General features: G+C 65.8%; 14 protein-coding genes. 12 read left to right on the top strand and 2 right to left on the bottom strand.

Annotated features, from left to right (window positions below; all coding sequences use genetic code 11):
• The first annotated feature begins 648 nt into the window (after positions 1-648).
• From G3N62_RS21695 to G3N62_RS21680, 4 genes are all read left to right on the top strand, one after another.
• Complete coding sequence (locus tag G3N62_RS21695; protein ID WP_034186948.1) at positions 649-2,571, top strand: PrkA family serine protein kinase; 1,923 nt, start codon at positions 649-651, stop codon at positions 2,569-2,571.
• Between the two features lie 125 nt (positions 2,572-2,696).
• Positions 2,697-3,965 carry a YeaH/YhbH family protein gene (locus G3N62_RS21690; protein WP_034186947.1) on the top strand — a complete coding sequence of 423 codons (1,269 nt, stop codon included), beginning with the start codon at positions 2,697-2,699 and terminating at the stop codon, positions 3,963-3,965.
• The gene (locus G3N62_RS21685; RefSeq protein ID WP_124669098.1) at positions 3,962-5,641 is read left to right on the top strand and encodes a SpoVR family protein; all 1,680 of its coding nucleotides are present in this window, start codon (positions 3,962-3,964) and stop codon (positions 5,639-5,641) included. The genes G3N62_RS21690 and G3N62_RS21685 overlap by 4 nt, the downstream gene beginning before the upstream one ends.
• Positions 5,642-5,875: 234 nt before the next feature.
• The gene (locus G3N62_RS21680) at positions 5,876-7,180 is read left to right on the top strand and encodes an MFS family transporter (protein ID WP_034186945.1); all 1,305 of its coding nucleotides are present in this window, start codon (positions 5,876-5,878) and stop codon (positions 7,178-7,180) included.
• A 76-nt stretch (positions 7,181-7,256) separates the two neighbouring features.
• Here G3N62_RS21680 and G3N62_RS21675 read toward each other — a convergent pair whose 3' ends face one another.
• Positions 7,257-8,186, bottom strand: a complete 930-nt coding sequence (locus G3N62_RS21675) for a LysR family transcriptional regulator (protein ID WP_034186944.1) — start codon at positions 8,184-8,186, stop codon at positions 7,257-7,259.
• Between the two features lie 101 nt (positions 8,187-8,287).
• Between G3N62_RS21675 and G3N62_RS21670 the strand changes: the two genes are divergently transcribed.
• The 8 genes from G3N62_RS21670 (at position 8,288) to G3N62_RS21635 (ending at position 16,900) form a co-directional block, all read left to right on the top strand.
• Entirely contained in the window at positions 8,288-9,325 is a 1,038-nt protein-coding gene (locus tag G3N62_RS21670; protein ID WP_124669097.1) for an agmatine deiminase family protein, read from the top strand.
• Positions 9,326-9,370: 45 nt separating this feature from the next.
• Positions 9,371-10,285: an N-carbamoylputrescine amidase gene (gene aguB, locus G3N62_RS21665; protein ID WP_049031076.1), complete on the top strand. Its 915-nt coding sequence runs from the start codon at positions 9,371-9,373 to the stop codon at positions 10,283-10,285.
• A gap of 10 nt (positions 10,286-10,295) precedes the next feature.
• On the top strand, positions 10,296-11,408 hold the full coding sequence (locus G3N62_RS21660) for a polyamine ABC transporter substrate-binding protein (RefSeq protein ID WP_049031075.1): 1,113 nt from the start codon (positions 10,296-10,298) through the stop codon (positions 11,406-11,408).
• A 39-nt stretch (positions 11,409-11,447) separates the two neighbouring features.
• Positions 11,448-12,560: an agmatine deiminase family protein gene (locus G3N62_RS21655; RefSeq protein WP_069705166.1), complete on the top strand. Its 1,113-nt coding sequence runs from the start codon at positions 11,448-11,450 to the stop codon at positions 12,558-12,560.
• A gap of 151 nt (positions 12,561-12,711) precedes the next feature.
• Positions 12,712-14,220 carry an agmatine deiminase family protein gene (locus G3N62_RS21650; RefSeq protein WP_049031073.1) on the top strand — a complete coding sequence of 503 codons (1,509 nt, stop codon included), beginning with the start codon at positions 12,712-12,714 and terminating at the stop codon, positions 14,218-14,220.
• A gap of 315 nt (positions 14,221-14,535) precedes the next feature.
• Complete coding sequence (locus G3N62_RS21645) at positions 14,536-15,351, top strand: ABC transporter substrate-binding protein (RefSeq protein ID WP_034186939.1); 816 nt, start codon at positions 14,536-14,538, stop codon at positions 15,349-15,351.
• Between the two features lie 101 nt (positions 15,352-15,452).
• Complete coding sequence (locus G3N62_RS21640; protein ID WP_069705165.1) at positions 15,453-16,175, top strand: amino acid ABC transporter permease; 723 nt, start codon at positions 15,453-15,455, stop codon at positions 16,173-16,175.
• Positions 16,176-16,177: 2 nt separating this feature from the next.
• A complete protein-coding gene (locus tag G3N62_RS21635) occupies positions 16,178-16,900 on the top strand; it encodes an amino acid ABC transporter permease (protein WP_034186937.1) in 723 nt (240 codons plus the stop codon).
• A gap of 28 nt (positions 16,901-16,928) precedes the next feature.
• On the opposite strand, the gene G3N62_RS21630 is transcribed toward G3N62_RS21635, so the two are convergent.
• Entirely contained in the window at positions 16,929-18,194 is a 1,266-nt protein-coding gene (locus G3N62_RS21630) for a M23 family metallopeptidase (protein WP_034186936.1), read from the bottom strand.
• Between the last annotated feature and the right edge of the window lie 158 nt (positions 18,195-18,352).

Raw genomic sequence — 18,352 nt, 5'->3', positions numbered from 1 at the left:
GCGCACGGCCGCCCCGATGCCCGCGCGCAAGCCCGTCGCGGCCGCTGCCGCGCCGGCACCGGCTGCCGCCACCGCCGGCGGTGACGACTGGGAAACCTTCTGATTCGCGCGTGCCGCGCATCTATCCCCATTTGGTGACGAACGACGCCCGCGACATGCGGGCGTCGTCGTTTGCGCGGCGGACGCGACGTGACGGTGCGAACGCACGATCGCGTATCGCCGCGTGCATCGCGCGGCCCGCATCGATGGATGCGCGGCGGCGTGCGCGTCATGTTCCCGCATCCGTCGTACGGGTATCTCCGTAAGGGCGCTGCGAAAAAAATTTGTAACGGTGCACGCGGCGTGTCATCGCACGCGGCTGCTCGAACGTATAGGGATGAAGGGAGGCGGTGACGACGTCGGATGTCTCCAACGCACAAGACGTTTCGTCGTTCGACGAGAGGTGGCGGATGCAGTTTCTGCGGCTCGGGAGATCGATTGTAAAACGACGAAATGCGTTGTCAAAGCGATGTTGTCGAGAATGACGAACTTCATACGAAGAGTTCGTGAAAAAAAATAAGAAAGGGTTTAGGATGAATTCGAACGCGCTTGCTTCTGCGCAGTCGTACGAAGGCAGGCACGTCTTCAGACTTAGGCGAGGGAGGTAGCATGGATATTTACAGCAGCTTCGCGAACCGCTTCGAAAAAACGCGAGAGGAAGAGCTCTCGCTGGAGGAGTATCTCGCGCTCTGCAAGAACGATCCATCCGCGTACGCGACGGCTGGTGAACGCATGCTGGCAGCAATCGGGGAACCTGAACACATCGACACCCGCAACGATCCGCGCCTGTCGCGCATCTTTGCGAACAAGGTCATCAAGGTCTATCCGGCGTTCCGTGAGTTCTACGGAATGGAGGAAGTGATCGAGCAGGTGGTCGCGTATTTCCGCCACGCCGCGCAAGGGCTCGAAGAGAAGAAGCAGATCCTCTATCTGCTGGGCCCGGTGGGCGGCGGCAAGTCGTCGATCGCCGAGCGTCTGAAGCAACTGATGGAGCGCGTGCCGTTCTATTCGCTGAAGGGCTCGCCCGTCAACGAATCGCCGCTCGGGCTGTTCGACTACGACGAAGACGGCCCGATCCTCGAGGAACAGTACGGCATCCCGCGCCGCTACCTGAAAAGCATCCTGAGTCCGTGGGCCGTCAAGCGCCTGCACGAATACAACGGCGACATCCGCCAGTTCCGCGTGGTGCGCCGCTATCCGTCGATCCTGCGGCAGATCGGCATCGCGAAGACCGAGCCGGGCGACGAGAACAACCAGGACATCTCGTCGCTGGTCGGCAAGGTGGACATCCGCAAGCTCGAACAGTACGCGCAGGACGATGCCGACGCCTACAGCTACTCGGGCGGCCTGTGTCTCGCGAACCAGGGCCTGCTCGAATTCGTCGAAATGTTCAAGGCGCCGATCAAGGTGCTGCATCCGCTGCTCACCGCGACGCAGGAAGGCAACTTCAAGGGCACCGAAGGCTTCGGCGCGATTCCGTTCGACGGCGTGATCCTCGCGCACTCGAACGAGTCGGAGTGGAAGGCGTTCCGCAACAACCGCAATAACGAGGCACTGCTCGACCGGATCTTCGTCGTGAAGGTGCCGTATTGCCTGCGCGTGTCGGAAGAAACCAAGATCTACGAGAAGCTGATCCGCAACTCGTCGCTGGCCGAAGCCGTGTGCGCGCCGGGCACGCTGAAGATGATGTCGCAGTTCTCGGTGCTGTCGCGCCTGCACGAGCCGGAGAATTCGAGCCTGTTCTCGAAGATGCAGGTGTACGACGGTGAAAACCTGAAGGACACCGATCCGAAGGCGAAGTCTTACCAGGAGTATCGCGACTACGCGGGCGTCGACGAAGGGATGACCGGCGTGTCGACTCGCTTCGCGTTCAAGATCCTGTCGCGCGTGTTCAACTTCGATTCGAGCGAGGTCGCGGCGAACCCCGTGCACCTGATGTACGTGCTCGAACAGCAGATCGAACGCGAGCAGTTCCCGCCGGAAATCGAGCAGAAGTACCTGTCCTTCGTGAAGGACGTGCTCGCGTCGCGCTACGCGGAGTTCATCGGCAAGGAGATCCAGACGGCCTACCTCGAGTCGTATTCGGAATATGGTCAGAACATCTTCGACCGTTATGTCACGTATGCGGATTTCTGGATCCAGGATCAGGAATTCCGCGACCACGATACCGGCGAAAGCTTCGACCGCGCCGCGCTGAACGCGGAGCTGGAGAAGATCGAGAAGCCGGCGGGCATCAGCAATCCGAAGGATTACCGCAACGAGATCGTGAACTTCGTGTTGCGCGCGCGGGCGGCGAACGCCGGCAAGAACCCGGTGTGGACGAGCTACGAGAAGTTGCGCGTCGTGATCGAGAAGAAGATGTTCTCGAACACCGAGGAACTGTTGCCGGTGATTTCGTTCAACGCCAAGGGTTCGGCGGAGGAGCAGCGCAAGCATGAGGACTTTGTGAACCGGATGGTCGCGAAGGGCTATACGCCGAAGCAGGTGAGGCTGCTTTGCGACTGGTACCTGCGCGTGCGCAAGTCGTCATGACGCGCGCGGTTCCGCGCCCGTACGGCGAGTCCGTACGGGCACTTTCAGAGACGCCGCCCGCATGACGGGAGACGGCATGTGCGGCGAGCGTCCCGGCATATCGACATTCGAGCGGGAGACCGGGAGTGCTTCATCAAATCATCGACCGCAGGCTGGCCGGCAAGAACAAGAGCATCGCCAATCGCGAACGCTTCCTGCGTCGCGTCAAGAACTACATTCGTCGTGCCGTGTCCGACGCGGTGCGCGACCGTAGCATCAAGGATATCCAGAGCACGCAGAGCATCACGATCCCGCGCAAGGACATCGCGGAGCCGAATTTCCGGCACGCGCCTGGCGGGCGTCGTGAGTACGTGCACCCCGGCAACGAGGACTACGTGCGCGGCGACAAGATCCCGCGCCCGCAGGGCGGCTCGGGCGGCGGCGGCAGTCAGGCGAGCAACGAAGGCGAAGGGCAGGACGACTTCGTGTTCGAACTGTCGCGCGACGAGTTCATGCAGTATTTCTTCGACGATCTCGAACTGCCGCGCCTCGTGAAGACGCATCTGCTGACGGTGCCGAGCTGGAAGAACGTGCGCGCGGGCTGGTCGGCGGAAGGCACGCCGAACAACATCGACGTCGTGCGTTCGCTGCGCAGCGCGCTTGGCCGGCGCATCGCGCTCGGCTCGCCGCTCGTCAACGAACTGCGCGAGCTCGAAGCGCAACTCGAGGCACTGAAGAACGACCCCGAGGACCGCCGCACCGAAATCGCGACGCTCGAGGCCGAGATCCATCACCTGAAAGGGCGCATCTGGCGGATTCCGTTCATCGATCCGTTCGACCTGCGCTACATCAACCGCGTGAAGCAGCCGCAGCCGTCGAGCCAGGCCGTGATGTTCTGCCTGATGGACGTGTCGGGCTCGATGGACGAGCAGCGCAAGGATCTCGCGAAGCGCTTCTTCATCCTGCTGTACCTGTTCCTCAAGCGCAACTACGAACGGATCGAGGTCGTGTTCATCCGTCACCACACGCGCGCCGAGGAGGTCGACGAGGACACCTTCTTCCATTCGACCGAGAGCGGCGGCACGGTCGTGTCGAGCGCGCTCGAACTGATGCGCAAGGTGATGGACGAACGCTACTCGCCGACCGAGTGGAACATCTACGGCGCGCAGGCGTCCGACGGCGACAACTGGACCGACGATTCGCCCAAGTGTCGCAAAATCCTGGAAGAGGATATCCTCACGAAGACGCGTTACTTCGCGTATATCCAGGTCGCGCCGGAAGAGCAGAACCTGTGGCTGGAATACGCGCAACTGGCGTTGTCGCAGCCGCATCTCGCGATGAAAAAAGTGGAATCGGCTGCCGACATTTACCCGGTGTTTCGCGAATTGTTCGAAAAGCAGGTGGAAACGTCATGACAACCCGCCATCTGCACAACGAGTCGCGCGGCTACGAGCCGCGCCCTTCCGGCGACGCCCCGGCCGGCTCTGACGCAGTGCAGCAACGCGCGCAGGCCGAACCGCCGCCGCCGGCCGCCGACTTGCCCGGTTCCGGGCAGAAGGAAGCGCGTATGAACGTTGCCGAACGCAAGCCGCTGCCATGCCCGTCCGACTGGACGTTCGAGTTGCTCGAGGAGTACGACACGCACATCTCGCAGGTCGCCGAACAGTACGAGCTCGATATCTACCCGATCCAGCTCGAACTGATCAGCGCCGAGCAGATGATGGATGCGTATGCGTCGGTCGGGATGCCCGTCAACTACCGTCACTGGTCGTTCGGCAAGCACTTCCTCGCGACCGAGAAGAGCTATCGCCGCGGCCAGATGGGCCTCGCGTACGAAATCGTCATCAATTCGAATCCGTGCATCGCGTACCTGATGGAAGAGAACACGATGACGATGCAGGCGCTCGTCATCGCGCACGCGGCGTACGGGCACAACTCGTTCTTCAAGGGCAACTACCTGTTCCGGCTGTGGACCGACGCGCACGCGATCATCGACTATCTCGTGTACGCGAAGAACTACGTCGCGGAATGCGAGGAGCGCTACGGCCTCGATCGCGTCGAGGAACTGCTCGATTCGTGCCATGCGCTGATGAATTACGGCGTCGACCGCTACAAGCGCCCGCAAAAACCGTCGCTGTCGAAGGAAGCGGCGCTGCGGCGCGAGCGCGAGGCGTACCTGCAGTCGCAGGTGAACGAACTGTGGCGCACGCTGCCGGGCAAGAAGCCCGAGCTGATGGAGGAGCAGGAAGAGCGTTATCCGCCCGAGCCGCAGGAGAACCTGCTGTATTTCGCGGAGAAGAATGCGCCGCTGCTCGAGCCGTGGGAGCGGGAAGTGATCCGCATCGTGCGCAAGATCGGCCAGTATTTCTACCCGCAGCGGCAGACGCAGGTGATGAACGAAGGCTGGGCGACGTTCTGGCACTACACGCTGCTGAACACGCTGTACAACCAGGGGAAGCTGGAAGACGGCTTCATGATGGAGTTCCTGCATTCGCACAGCAACGTGGTCTACCAGCCGCCCGTCACGAAGCCGTACTACAGCGGGATCAACCCGTATGCGCTCGGTTTCTCGATGATGAGCGACATCCGAAGGATCTGCGAGGCGCCGACGGAGGAGGACTACAAGTGGTTCCCGGAGATCGCGGGCACCCCGTGGCTGCCGGCGATGCACTACGCGATGCGCAACTTCAAGGACGAGAGCTTCATCGCGCAGTACCTGTCGCCGAACCTGATCCGCGAGATGCGCCTCTTCTCGGTGCTCGACGACGACATGCGCGATTCGCTCGAGGTCTCGGCGATCCACGACGATTCCGGCTACCAGTACGTGCGGCAGGCGTTGTCGCGGCAGTACGACATCCATCATCGCGAGCCGAACATCCAGGTGTGGGCCGTCAACACGCGCGGCGACCGCAGCCTCACGCTGCGTCACTTCATGACCGACAACCGCCACCTGTCCAGCGACAGCGACGAAGTGCTCAAGCACATGGCGCGGCTCTGGCAGTTCGACGTGTATCTCGAAAGCGTCGACGAGGCCGGCACCGTGCGCAAGCGCTACGAGTGCCGCTACGTGCCGCCGGAGATCCGCGTTTGACCGGTGTCTTCGGCAATGTTTGCATCGGACGCCAGCCTGACGGCTGGCGTTTTCATATGGCGAACGCGCGGCGGGAGAAAATTTTTCTACATCCGGACGAACCCGGAGCGCCTGTTACTTTACATTTCGCTAAAATCCCGTAGCGTCGGGCACCGGAACCGGTGCCACATGCGACCGCACGCGGCGGCCCCCAGCCGTCTCGCCCAGAAAGCACTAAAAGGAACAGACCAACCCATGGATGTCCAGACCGACCAAGCTGCGCTGTCCGCGCACGACACCCGGCGGCGCGTGTTCGCCATCGTCGGCGCCTCATCGGGCAACCTCGTCGAGTGGTTCGACTTCTACATCTACTCGTTCTGCGCGCTGTACTTCGCACCGGCATTCTTCCCGAGCGGCAACACGACGACGCAGTTGCTGAACACGGCCGGCGTGTTCGCCGCCGGCTTCCTGATGCGTCCGATCGGCGGCTGGCTGTTCGGCCGCATCGCCGACCGTCACGGCCGTCGCGCGGCGATGATGATCTCGGTGCTGATGATGTGCGGCGGGTCGCTCGTGATCGCGGTGCTGCCGACCTACGCGCAGATCGGCGCGCTCGCGCCGGCGCTGCTGCTGGTCGCGCGCCTGTTCCAGGGCCTGTCGGTGGGCGGCGAATATGGCACGAGCGCGACCTACATGAGCGAGGTTGCGCTGAAGGGGCGCCGCGGCTTCTTCGCGTCGTTCCAGTACGTGACGCTGATCGGCGGCCAGCTGTGCGCGCTGCTCGTGCTCGTGATCCTGCAGCAGACGCTGTCGGCCGGTGAACTGAAGGCGTGGGGCTGGCGCATTCCGTTCGTCGTCGGCGCGGCGGCCGCGCTGATCTCGCTGTACCTGAGGAAATCGCTCGACGAGACGTCGACGAGCGCTTCGCGCGACAAGAAGGACGCCGGCACGATCCGCGGCGTGTGGCAGCACAAGGGCGCGTTCTTCACGGTGGTCGGTTTCACGGCCGGCGGCTCGCTGATCTTCTACACGTTCACGACGTACATGCAGAAATACCTCGTGAACACGGCCGGCATGCATGCGAAGACGGCCAGCAACGTGATGACCGTCGCGCTGCTCGTCTACATGCTGATGCAACCGGTGTTCGGCGCGCTGTCCGACAAGATCGGCCGTCGTACGTCGATGATCCTGTTCGGCTCGTTCGCGGTGATCGGCACGGTGCCGCTGATGCATGCGCTGAAGGACGTGACGAGCCCGGTGGCCGCATTCGTGCTGATCACGGTCGCGCTGGCGATCGTCAGCTTCTACACGTCGATCAGCGGCCTCATCAAGGCCGAGATGTTCCCGCCCGAAGTGCGCGCGATGGGCGTCGGCCTGTCGTATGCGGTGGCGAACGCCATCTTCGGCGGCTCGGCCGAGTACGTCGCGCTGTGGTTCAAGTCGATCGGCAGCGAGGAAACCTTCTACTGGTACGTGACCGCCCTGTGCGCGATCTCGCTGATCGTGTCGTGGCGGATGCGCGACCCGAGCAAGGAAGGGTATCTGCGTCACGAGCCGTGATCGGCGGCGCGTTGCGCACCCCGGCATCGTGACGAACGTCCCGCCCATCGGCGGGACGTTTTTTTTGTGCGCGCGCTTACGCGGACGGCGGCTTCGCGTGGTCGGGCGCCGGGGCCGCCACGCTCGACCGGATGCCTTGCTCGACCAGCCAGTCGAACATTTGCCCGACGATCGGCGAGCGCGACGGGCCTTCCATCCGCGACAGCCACCACGTGGTGCCGGGCAGGCGCGGGTAGTCGGCCAGCACGGTCAGCGCGTGCTGGTCGAGGCCGGCCTGCGCGACGAGGCGCGGCAGGCACGCAATGCCGCGGCCGCGCTGCACGGCGTCCAGCACGAGCCGCTGGTCGTCGTAGATCGCCTGCATCCGGAAGTCCGACAGTCGTTCGCGAAAGACGGTCGCCATGCGCTCGTCGGTCAGGCTCGCTTCGAGGCAGACGAGCCCCGCGTGCCGCGCGTGTTCGGCGCGTGGCACGCGGGCGAGCGTCTCGGCGAGCGGTGTCGCGCACACGGTCACCCACTCGTCGCGCATGAACGGTATATCGACCAGGCCCGGCTGCAGCATCGGCCGCGTGCCGATCGTCATGTCGACGTCGATCTCGTCGACGTAGCGCGCGGTTTCGTCGGTCGACAACAGCGGGCACAGGTCCGGCAGTGCCTGTTGCAATTGCTCGAGGCGCGGCTGCAGCCAGCCGTGCAGCAACGGCGCCGGACACACCAGCACGACGAGCCCCGGGTTCAGGTAGGTCGCGATGCGGTCGAGGCCGCCGCGCAACGTGTCCATCGCGCGCTGGACGCTGCGCTGCAGGACCTCGCCGGCAATGGTCAGCTCGACGCCGCGGCCGCGCCGGCGGAACAGCGGCTGCCCGAGCTGCGCTTCGAGTTGCTGGATCTGATGGCTGATCGCCGATTGCGACAGGTGCAGTTCATCGGCTGCGCGCGAGAAATTGCCCAGCCGGGCCGCGGCTTCGAAGCCGCTCAGCAGTTTCAGGGACGGAACGCGTTGCATCGAGATATGAGGTGAATTGATTGATCAAGCCAATAAATATCAATATTCATCAAGTTTAACCTGACGGAAAATCGCTCATCAATCACAACGGAGTCGGATCGATGGGTCGCTTTGATGCTCGCCAGCGCGGTTACCGGATGCCCGCGGAATGGGAATCCATGCACGCCACGTGGCTCGGATGGCCGGTGCTCGACAATCGCGAGGACCTCTGGGGGGCGCATTACGCGCAGGTCTGCCGCGAATTCGCGCTGGTCGCGCGGACGATCGCGCGTTACCAGCGCTGCGTGGTCGCGGTACACCACAGCCAGGCCGATGCCGCGCGCGAGTTGGTGGGCCCGAGCGTCGACGTGCTGCCGGTCGCGGCCGAGGACAACTGGCTGCGCGATTGCGGGCCGATCTTCCTCGTCAGCGAACGGCACGGGCTCGGCGCGGCCGTGTTCCGCTTCAACTGCTGGGGCGAGAAGTACCAGCCGTACGACGGCTGCCAGCAGGCCGGGCAGGACATCGCGCGTGCGGCCGGCGCCGAGATCTTCAATTCGCACATGGTGCTGGAGGGCGGTTCGTTCTACGTCGACGGGCAGGGTACGCTGGTCACGACCGAAAGCTGCCTGCTGCATCCCAATCGCAACCCGCACCTGAGCCGCGCGGAGATCGAGGCGGAGCTGCGCCGGATGCTGGGCGTCGAAAAGATCGTGTGGCTGCCGGGCAACCCCGACGAAGTGGAGACGAACGGGCACGTGGACGGCATCGCGTCGTTCGTCGCGCCGGGGCGGATGCTGTGCCAGACCGCAGCGCCCGAGCAGGGCGACTATTTCCGCGTGATGCGCGAAAACCGCCGTGCGCTGGAACTCGCGACCGATGCGGCGGGGCGCCGTTTCGAGCTGCTCGACCTGCCGTCGCCGATCGTCGGCGAACGCTTCGGCTCCGAGCGCTACTGCGATTGTTACGCGAACTACATCCTGGTGAACGGCGCGGTGATCGTGACCGCGTTCGGCGTCGAACAGGACGAGGCCGCACGCGATGCGTTCAGCCGCGCATTTCCGACGCGCAAGGTGCAGATGCTGCCGATCCCGACGCTGTCGATCGGCGGCGGCAGCATTCATTGTTCGACGCAGCAGCAGCCGTCCGTCGCGCACTGAGCGACGTTTCGTCAGCGGTTTCCGGTTTCACCGAGGAGCAACGCAATGCCGTCCAAACACATTACCGTCGCCGCCGTGCAGATGGCGTCGGGCAGCTGGAATCTCGAAGACAACATGGCCGCCGCGGAGCGCCTGATCCGCGCGGCCGCCGCACAGGGCGCGAATCTCGTGCTGTGCCCGGAACTGTTCGCGATGCCGTACTTCTGCCTCGACCAGAACGTGCGTCATCTCGAACACGCGCAGCCGTTCGAAGGCAACGCGCAGATCGCCCGTTTCGCGGCGCTGGCCGGCGAGCTCGGCATCGTGCTGCCGATCGGTTTCTTCGAGCGCGCGGGCAATGCCGCGTACAACTCGATCGCGGTGGCGGACGCCGACGGGCGCGTCCTCGGCGTCTATCGCAAGACGCATATTCCGGACGGGCCGGGCTATACGGAGAAGTTCTATTTCACACCGGGCGACACCGGCTTCAAGGTGTGGGACACGCGTTTCGGGCGGATCGGCATCGGCATCTGCTGGGACCAGTGGTATCCGGAGACGGCGCGCAGCCTCGCGCTGATGGGCGCGGAGATCCTGTGCTTTCCGACCATCATCGGCTCGGAGCCGTTCAGCAGCGCGTTCGATTCGGCCGGCCACTGGCAGCGCACGATGCAGGGTCACGCGGCGGCCAACATGGTGCCGGTCGTGGCGGCGAACCGGATCGGCCGCGAAGTCGGCATCGGCAACGGCAATCCGCGGCAGCAGGGGCTGACCGGCGTGTTCTACGGGTCGAGCTTCATCGCGGATCACACCGGCGAGAAGCGGGCCGAGGCGAACCGCACCGACGAAGCCGTGCTCGTGCAGACGTTCGACCTCGACGCGATCCGCGCCGACCGGCAATCGTGGGGCTTTTTTCGCGATCGCCGCCCCGAGATGTACCGCACGTTGCTGACCAGCGACGGCGTGTCGTCCTGTTATCGATGAGGGATTCGCGATGAAACACCAAGGATGGCTGCGCATCGCGGTGCCGGGCCTCGCGCTGTGCGTGCTGGCCGGTGCGGCCCGCGCCGACGAAGAGAACGTGCTGAACCTGTACAACTGGAGCAACTATTTCGCGCCGGACACGATTGCCGCGTTCGAGAAGGAAACCGGCATCAAGGTGCGCTACGACGCGTACGACAGCGACGAGACGCTGCAGTCGAAGCTGCTGACCGGCAACAGCGGCTACGACCTCGTGTGGCCGACCAACGACTTCATGGCCAGGCAGATCCAGGCCGGCGTGTACCGCAAGCTCGACAAGGGCCGGCTGCCGAACCTGAAGTATCTCGACCCGTCGCTGCTGAAGCAGATGGCGCAGTCCGATCCCGGCAACCAGTACGGCGTGCCGTACATGTGGGGCACCGTGGGCGTCGGCTACGACCGCGCGAAGGTGCGCGCGATCCTCGGCAAGGACATGCCGGCCGACAGCCTCGACCTCTTGTTCAACCCGGCGATCGCGGCGCGCGTCGCCGCGCAATGCGGGCTCGGCCTGCAGGACTCCGCGAGCACGGTGCTGCCGCTCGCGCTGCGCTACGTCGGCCGCGACCCGATGCGGCCGTCCGCGCAGGATTACGCGGCCGCGCAGGCGATGCTGATGAAGGTGCGGCCGTTCATCCGCCAGTTCGTCGGCTCGTCCGACGCCGACGCGCTGATCGACGGCGAGCTGTGCGTGACGGTCGGCTTCTCCGGTGCGATCAACCTGGCCGCGCAGAAGGCGAAGGCGCGCGATCCGAAGCGCGACATCGTGTACGACATCCCGCGCATCGGCAGCCTGATGTGGTTCGATGCGATGGTGATTCCGGCATCGGCGAAGCATCCGGACAACGCGCACGCGTTCATCGACTACATCCTGCGTCCGGACGTGATCGCGAAGATCTCGAATGCGACGCGCTACGCGAACGCGAACCGGGGCGCGCTGAAGCTGATGGACCCGGCGCTGGTGCGCGATCCGGGCATCTATCCGGACGAGGCGACGCGGCGCACACTGTTCACGCCGATCGCCGAATCGCCGGCCGCGATGCGCCTGGAAGGCCGCACCTGGCTCGGCTTCAAGACCGCGCGGCCGTGACGGCCCGCGCAAATAACCGGCAAGCGAAAGAGGAATGCGATGACCACACGACGTCAACTGTTGAAACGCGGCCTGTCCGTATCGGGCGCGGCGCTGGCCGCCGGCGCGATGGGCGGGTTGTTCGGCCGCGCCGCGCACGCGCAGCAGGGCGCGACCTGGCACATGCCGGACGAAGGCGCGCCGCACACGGCGACCTGGATGGCGTTCGGCCCGAGCGCGGACATCTGGGGCGCGCGGCTGTTGCCCGTGGTGCGCGAGAACCTGGCCGCGGTCGCGAAGGCGATCGCCGCGCACGAGCCGCTCAAGATGCTGGTGCGGGAGCAGGACTACGCGCTCGCATCGCGGCTGTGCGGCGCGTCGGTCGAGCTCGTCCAGCATCCGGTCGATGATCTGTGGATGCGCGATACGGGGCCCGTGTTCGTGAAGAACGCGTCGGGCCAGCTCGGCGGCGTGAGCTTCAATTTCAACGGCTGGGGCAACAAGCAGGCACACGACCAGGACGCGGAAGTCGCGCCGTTCGTGGCCGAACGCGCCGGCGCGCGGCCGATCGACACGAAGCTCGTGCTGGAAGGCGGCGGCATCGAGGTGGACGGCGAGGGCACGGCGATCATCACGCGCAGCTGCGTGCTCAATGCGAACCGCAATCCGGGCGTCAGCCAGGCGCAGTGCGAAGCCGAGCTGAGCCGCCTGCTCGGGCTGAAGAAGATCATCTGGCTGCCCGGCATTGCCGGCAAGGACATCACCGACGGGCATACCGACTTCTACGCGCGTTTCACGAGCCCGGGTGTCGTGGTGGCCGGGCTCGACACGGATCCGTCGTCGTACGACCATGCGGTGACGCGGCAGCACCTCGAGATCCTGCGCAAGTCCACCGATGCGAAGGGGCGCCCGCTGAAGGTCGTCGTGCTGCCGGGGCCGAGGACCGTCCGGCATGCGTACGAGAACGACGAGTTCGCGGCCGGCTACATCAATTTCTACGTATGCAATCGCGCGGTGATCGCGCCGCAATTCGGCGACAGCCGCGCCGACCGCAACACGCGCGACACGCTCGTCGACCTGTTTCCCGGCCGCGAAGTCATCCAGTTGAACATCGACGGCATCGCCGCGGGCGGCGGCGGCATTCACTGTACGACGCAGCAGCAGCCGGCCTGAGCGGGGGCGCGGACCGGTCCGCGTGACCGGTTCGATTGCCGCTGCCATTTTTATATATTTTCGGATTACTGAATAACAATGCGGAATCCGTTTCGTGGAACGGATTCCGGCGCGTACGCATGCGCGCCGTCCGCGCAATGGAGTGGAATACATGGCGAAGCAACGAAACGACGTGATCACGAACCCGAACGCGTCGCCCATGCCGGATGCCGGCCGACGCGGATTCATCCGCTGTTCGGCCGCCTGGCTCGGCATGCCGCTGCTGGGTGGACTGGCCGCATGCGGCGGCGGCGACGGCGGTACGGCCGACGCGGCGTCCGCGTCGCGCCCGACACCGTCGGCACGGCAGGCCGTGTACCGGCTGCCGGCGGAAGATGCGCCGCACGCGTCGACCTACATGACCTTCGCGTCCGGCGTGGACGGCATCTGGTCGCCCGTCACGTCACAGAGTACGGATGCCGGCATCGATCGCGTGCGGGCCGACCTGATGGACGTCGCGAAGGCGATCGGCGCGACCGAACCGGTCACCATGCTGGTGCTGCCGGTCGATCTGGACGCGGCCCGCGCGCTGCTCGCGAGCGCGAGTGTCGCGAATCCGGACCTGCATGCGCGCTATGCGGCGCGCGCCGCGGGCACGGGCGGAATCACCCTCGTGCCGCTCGCCGACGGTTTCAACGATTTCTGGGTGCGCGACACGGGGTGCGTGTTCGTCCGCGACACGGCGAACGGCAATGCACTGAACGCGATCGGTTTCAATTTCAACGGCTGGGGCAACGCCAACACCGACGGCGTCGGCCAGAGCGCGGGCACGATTGCGCCGGCGATCCTGGCCGCAAGCAACCGGTCGAAGGCCGGCAAGTTCTTCCAGCCATTCAGCCAGGACGGCAGGGTGGCGGGCTGGATGGCGCAGACCCAAGGCGCGACCCTGGTCCGCAGCACGTTGACGCTCGAAGGCGGCGCGATCGAATTCGACGGCGACGCGACGGCGATCCTCACCGAATCGGCCGTGCTGCACGTGAACCGCAATCCGCAGCTGTTCGACATCCCGAATGGCGTGATCGCCAACGCCACGCTGCTGCCGACGGCCCGCGAGGTCGTGCTCGCCGAACTGCAGCGCACGCTCGGGGTGCGGAAGATCATCTGGTTGCCGGGCACGCCGACCTATCCGCGCGGCAGCGGCGTGGGCGGTGCCGGCGGCGCGGCGACGCCGGCCGGCGAGAGCGACATCACGAACGGTCACGTCGATTTCTATGCACGTTTTCTCGCGCCCGGGGTGGTCGCCTGCTGTTACGACGCGTCGAATTCGACCGGCGAGCGTGCGTTGACGGACGCGAACCGGAAGCGCCTGGCCGGCCAGACCGACGCGAACGGCCGGCCACTGCGGATCGTCGAGCTCGTGCCGCCCGTCAGCTTCGGGACCTCGGCCGGCACGACGCTCAGCGAGCGACAGATGTCGCATTTCGCGGCCGGCTACATCAACTTCTATACGTGCAACGGCGCGATCGTGATGCCGAAGTTCAACGATGCGGCGGCCGACGCGGCCGCGGTCGCCGCGATCCGGCCATATGCGGGCAGTCGCGCGATCGTGCAGGTCGACATCCTCGGCATCGCGTCGGGCGGCGGCGGCATCCACTGCGCGACCCGGGAAGTACCGGCGTGAGCGTGTCGCGTCATATCGATATGGAAATCGATTCGTTGTCCGTTTCACGCGAATTCCTTAATCTGGGCCTGTAGTTCGTGTGACACCTCCTTGACTGGGATTCGCGCCCGCTGCGTGCAGCGGGCGTCTTTTTTTGTGCGCCGTACCGCGCGCCTCATCACGAAACCCGCAGAGCAAAGCACCATTTGTTGGTTCGGATTCGCCGCACGCGCTGCTACGTTAGCGGCTTCGCGGCGACACACTGCGTCGCGATGTTCTTCGAACCGGGCCGCCGCGCGATCCGCGGCGGCCTTCATAACAAATCAGGTCGTGCTCATGAAATTCCACACTCTCGCTACGTGGCTCGTCGGGGCCGCGCTCATCACCGCAGGCACCGTCGCGCATGCGGACCGGCTCGACGACATCAAGAAGGCCGGCGTGCTGCGCGTCGCGACGTTCGACAGCAACCCGCCGTTCGGTTATGTCGACGCGAAGAACAACCACATCGTCGGCCTCGACGTCGACTACGCGAAGGCGCTCGCCGACAAGCTCGGCGTGAAGCTGCAACTGCAGCCGACCAATCCCGCGAACCGCATCCCGTTCCTGACGTCCGGCAAGGTCGATCTCGTGCTCGCGAACTTCACGATCACCGACGAGCGTGCGAAGCAGGTCGACTTCAGCATTCCGTATTTCTCGTCGGGCCAGCAGTTTCTCGCGAAGAAGGGCGTGCTGAAATCGGCCGACCAGCTGAACGGCCTGCGCGTCGGCGCGGACAAGGGCACGACCAACGAGATCACGCTGCGCGAGAAATTCCCGAAGGCGACGATCGTCGCGTACGACGATACGCCGTTCGCATTCGCCGCGCTGCGCGCCGGCAACGTGCAGGCGATCACGCAGGACGGCCCGAAGCTGATCGGCCTGCTCGCGAATGTGCCCGACAAGCAGAACTACGAGATCCCGGCATTCACGATCTCGAACGACTACATGGGCGTCGGCGTGCCGAAGGGCGAGACGCGCCTGCTCGGCTTCGTCAACGACACGCTGAAGGGCCTCGAGGCGAACGGCCGCGCGACGCAGATCTACGACGCGTGGTTCGGGCCGACGACGAAGACGCCGCTCACGCGCATCTTCCGCATCGGCGACAAGACCTGATTCAGGCTCCGGCCGCACGTGCGCCGCGTGAGCGCCGGGATACCGGCGTCGCGGCGCTTTTCGTTTTCTTTCGATCGCGCGTTTCGCGCCCGTCATACGACATGCTCGGGTTGGCTCCCAAATATCTGTCCTGGCTCTGGCAGGGCTTCCTGCTGACGCTCGGTCTCGCGGCCGCGTCGGCCGTTGCGGCGACCGTCGGCGGGCTGCTGCTCGCCGTCATGCGTCATGCACGCGGCGCGGCACCGCGCGCGGCCGCCGCCGCGTACATCGTCGCATTTCGCAACACGCCGCTGCTCGTGCAGTTGCTGTTCTGGTATTTCGGCGTCGCGTCGTTGCTGCCCGACACGTGGATCGCGTGGCTGAATGCGCGCCATGCGGTGAGCGCCGGTCCGTTCACGCTCGCGTGGCCGTCGTTCGAATTCGTCGCGGGCTGGGTCGGGTTGAGCGCCTACACGGCCGCGTTCGTCGCCGAGGAGTGCGAAGCCGGCCTGCGCGGCGTGCGGCGCGCGCAGCATGACGCGGCCGCCGCGCTCGGCCTCACGCCGATGCAGTCGCTGCGCTACGTGGTGCTGCCGCAGGCCGTGCGGATCGCGTTGCCGCCGTTGTTCGGCCAGTACATGAATCTCGTGAAGAACTCGTCGCTCGCGATGGCGATCGGCGTGGCCGAGCTGTCGTATGCGTCCAGGCAGGTCGAGACCGAGACGTTCAAGACCTTCGCCGCGTTCGGCGTCGCGACGCTGCTGTACGTCGCGGCGGTGGCCGCGATCGAGGCCGGTGCGTACGCGGCCACGCAATGGCGTGACCGGCTCGGCGCGGGGCGGTGACGATGGACCTTTCGCTGCTCCTCTCCAACCTGCCGTACCTGCTCGTCGGCGCATATCCCGACGGCCCGCTGGGCGGTGCCGCGCTGTCGCTGGTGCTGGCGATCGCGTCCGCCATCGCGTCGGCGGTGCTCGGTGTCGCGCTCGGCGTCGCGATGGCACTCGCACGCGGCCCGGCACGCGTGCTGTTGCTCGCGTTCATCGGCTTCTTCCGCGCGATTCCGGTGCTGATGCTGATCTTCTGGACGTATTTCCTGATGCCCGTGCTGCTGCACATGGACGTGCCGGGGCTCGCGACGGTCGTGTGCGCGCTTGCCCTGATCGGCGGCGCGTATCTCGCGCATGCGGTGCACGCGGGCATCGTCGCGGCGGGTGACGGGCAATGGCAGGCCGGGCTGTCGCTCGGGCTCACGCGCTGGCAGACGGTGCGCTACGTGCTGCTGCCGCAGGCGATCCGGATCATGACGCCGTCGTTCGTCAACCAGTGGGTCGCGCTCGTGAAGGACACGTCGCTCGCGTATATCGTCGGCGTGCCGGAGCTGTCGTTCGTCGCGACGCAGGTGAACAACCGGCTGATGGTGTATCCGGCGCCGATCTTCCTGTTCGTCGCGGTGATCTATCTGGTGCTGTGCACGTCGCTCGACGGCGCGGCACGCTGGCTGCTGTCGCGCCGCCCGCGCGCGCAACGCGCCGTGCAGGCGGCGGAGTGCACGGAACCCGCGCAGTAACGGCGCGCCGGACGCAGCGGCACGCGCGTTACGACGCCGAGTAGTGCGTATTGAAGACCGCGCGCAGCGTCGATTTGTCGGTCGCGAAATCGCCCCACAGCGGCCCGTCGTTCTGCGCGAACGCGAACGGCGCCGTATTGATCGACGCGAGGCGGAAGCGCCATTGCGCGGCTTCCTGGCGGAACGCGGTGAGCTGCATGTCAGACAGCGCCGTCTGCGCGCTGGCGAGCGTGACGAGCGGGTCGACCGGATCGTTCGCGACACGCACCTCGAAATGCAGGTGCGGGCCCGTGGCGGCGCCCGTCATCCCGACCGAGCCGATGCGCTGGCCCTGCTTGACGGTTTCGCCGACCTTGAGCCCGCGCGCGAACGCGGACAGGTGCGCGTAGTAGGTCGAGTAGCCGTCCGCATGATCGACGATCACGTAGCGGCCGTAGCCGCCCGGATCGAACCCGGCGAACGATACGACGCCGTCGGCCGCCGCATCGACGGGCGTGCCGCTCGGCGCGGCGAGATCGACACCCGTATGGAACGCCATCGCCTGCGAGAGCGGATGGATGCGCTCGCCGAAGAACGAGCTGATGCGCGTCCACTTGACCGGCATCGTGAACGCGGCCGCTTCGAGCGGCGCGCCGTCGAGCGTGTAGTACGCGCCGTGCTGGGCGCCCGGCGCACGGAACCAGATCGCGCCGAACGTGCGGCCGGCGACGCGCAGCTCGAGCGCGGTGAGGCGCGGCGTGCCGTCGTTCGTGTCGAACGCGACGCGGTAGTAGTCGCCGCGCTGCGCGCTTGCGCGCATCGCGACCTTGCCGGTGACGAGATCGCCGAGCTGGATGCGCACTTCGGGCGGTACGTCGAGGCGGTTCAGCGTGTCGGACAGCGTGAGTTCGATGTCGCCCGCGCGCATTCCGTTCTGGTTCTCGGGCGCCGCGAACCGGAACAGGCTCGCATAGCCGAGCATGTCGTTGCGGTGCGCGCTGAGCGGGGCGAACAGGCCCGGCTGCTGGCTGCGGTCGTTGAGATCGACATGTTCGTTGCGCTCGCCGATCGTGCGGGCGAGTTCGCTCGTCACGAAATGCTGCGCGGTCGGAAACGGCGTGTCGGACAGTACGCGCTGCGGCAGCGCGGCCGTGCCGGAATCGACGGCGCCGGGCAGTTGCGATACGGCCGGCAGCGCGGCGGCGAGACCGAATGCGGCGAGGGCGCCGAGCACGGCGGCCGGCACGAGCGCGCGCGCGATGCGCTGCGCGCGGCCGGGCGCGAAAGCATCAGGAGTAGCGGCAGACTTGACCAAGGTGTCCACATCCAGGAAAGCGGTTCAAAGGGGTGTGGGCAGGGGCCGCCGGCGGCTCATCCGTCGAACGGCGACGGGGCGGGCGGCGGGCGTGCAACAAAACAGGCCCCGCCAGGGGCCTGTGTCGTTTCCGTTCGACCCAACATACGGGGCGAGCC

This window comes from Burkholderia sp. Tr-20355 (assembly GCF_017104685.1).
Lineage (GTDB): Bacteria > Pseudomonadota > Gammaproteobacteria > Burkholderiales > Burkholderiaceae > Burkholderia > Burkholderia seminalis.
The sequence above is the reverse complement of the archived record's forward strand: the minus strand, read 5'-3'. Positions and strand labels throughout refer to the sequence as shown.

What these genes read in the sequence shown, in the direction of transcription:
- G3N62_RS21695 (WP_034186948.1), top strand. Translation starts at nt 649, where the DNA reads ATGGATATTTACAGCAGCTTCGCGAACCGCTTCGAAAAAACGCGAGAG.
- G3N62_RS21685 (WP_124669098.1), top strand. Translation starts at nt 3,962, where the DNA reads ATGACAACCCGCCATCTGCACAACGAGTCGCGCGGCTACGAGCCGCGC.
- G3N62_RS21680 (WP_034186945.1), top strand. Translation starts at nt 5,876, where the DNA reads ATGGATGTCCAGACCGACCAAGCTGCGCTGTCCGCGCACGACACCCGG.
- G3N62_RS21675 (WP_034186944.1), bottom strand. Translation starts at nt 8,186, where the DNA reads ATGCAACGCGTTCCGTCCCTGAAACTGCTGAGCGGCTTCGAAGCCGCG.
- G3N62_RS21670 (WP_124669097.1), top strand. Translation starts at nt 8,288, where the DNA reads ATGGGTCGCTTTGATGCTCGCCAGCGCGGTTACCGGATGCCCGCGGAA.
- aguB (WP_049031076.1), top strand. Translation starts at nt 9,371, where the DNA reads ATGCCGTCCAAACACATTACCGTCGCCGCCGTGCAGATGGCGTCGGGC.
- G3N62_RS21660 (WP_049031075.1), top strand. Translation starts at nt 10,296, where the DNA reads ATGAAACACCAAGGATGGCTGCGCATCGCGGTGCCGGGCCTCGCGCTG.
- G3N62_RS21655 (WP_069705166.1), top strand. Translation starts at nt 11,448, where the DNA reads ATGACCACACGACGTCAACTGTTGAAACGCGGCCTGTCCGTATCGGGC.
- G3N62_RS21650 (WP_049031073.1), top strand. Translation starts at nt 12,712, where the DNA reads ATGGCGAAGCAACGAAACGACGTGATCACGAACCCGAACGCGTCGCCC.
- G3N62_RS21645 (WP_034186939.1), top strand. Translation starts at nt 14,536, where the DNA reads ATGAAATTCCACACTCTCGCTACGTGGCTCGTCGGGGCCGCGCTCATC.
- G3N62_RS21640 (WP_069705165.1), top strand. Translation starts at nt 15,453, where the DNA reads ATGCTCGGGTTGGCTCCCAAATATCTGTCCTGGCTCTGGCAGGGCTTC.
- G3N62_RS21635 (WP_034186937.1), top strand. Translation starts at nt 16,178, where the DNA reads ATGGACCTTTCGCTGCTCCTCTCCAACCTGCCGTACCTGCTCGTCGGC.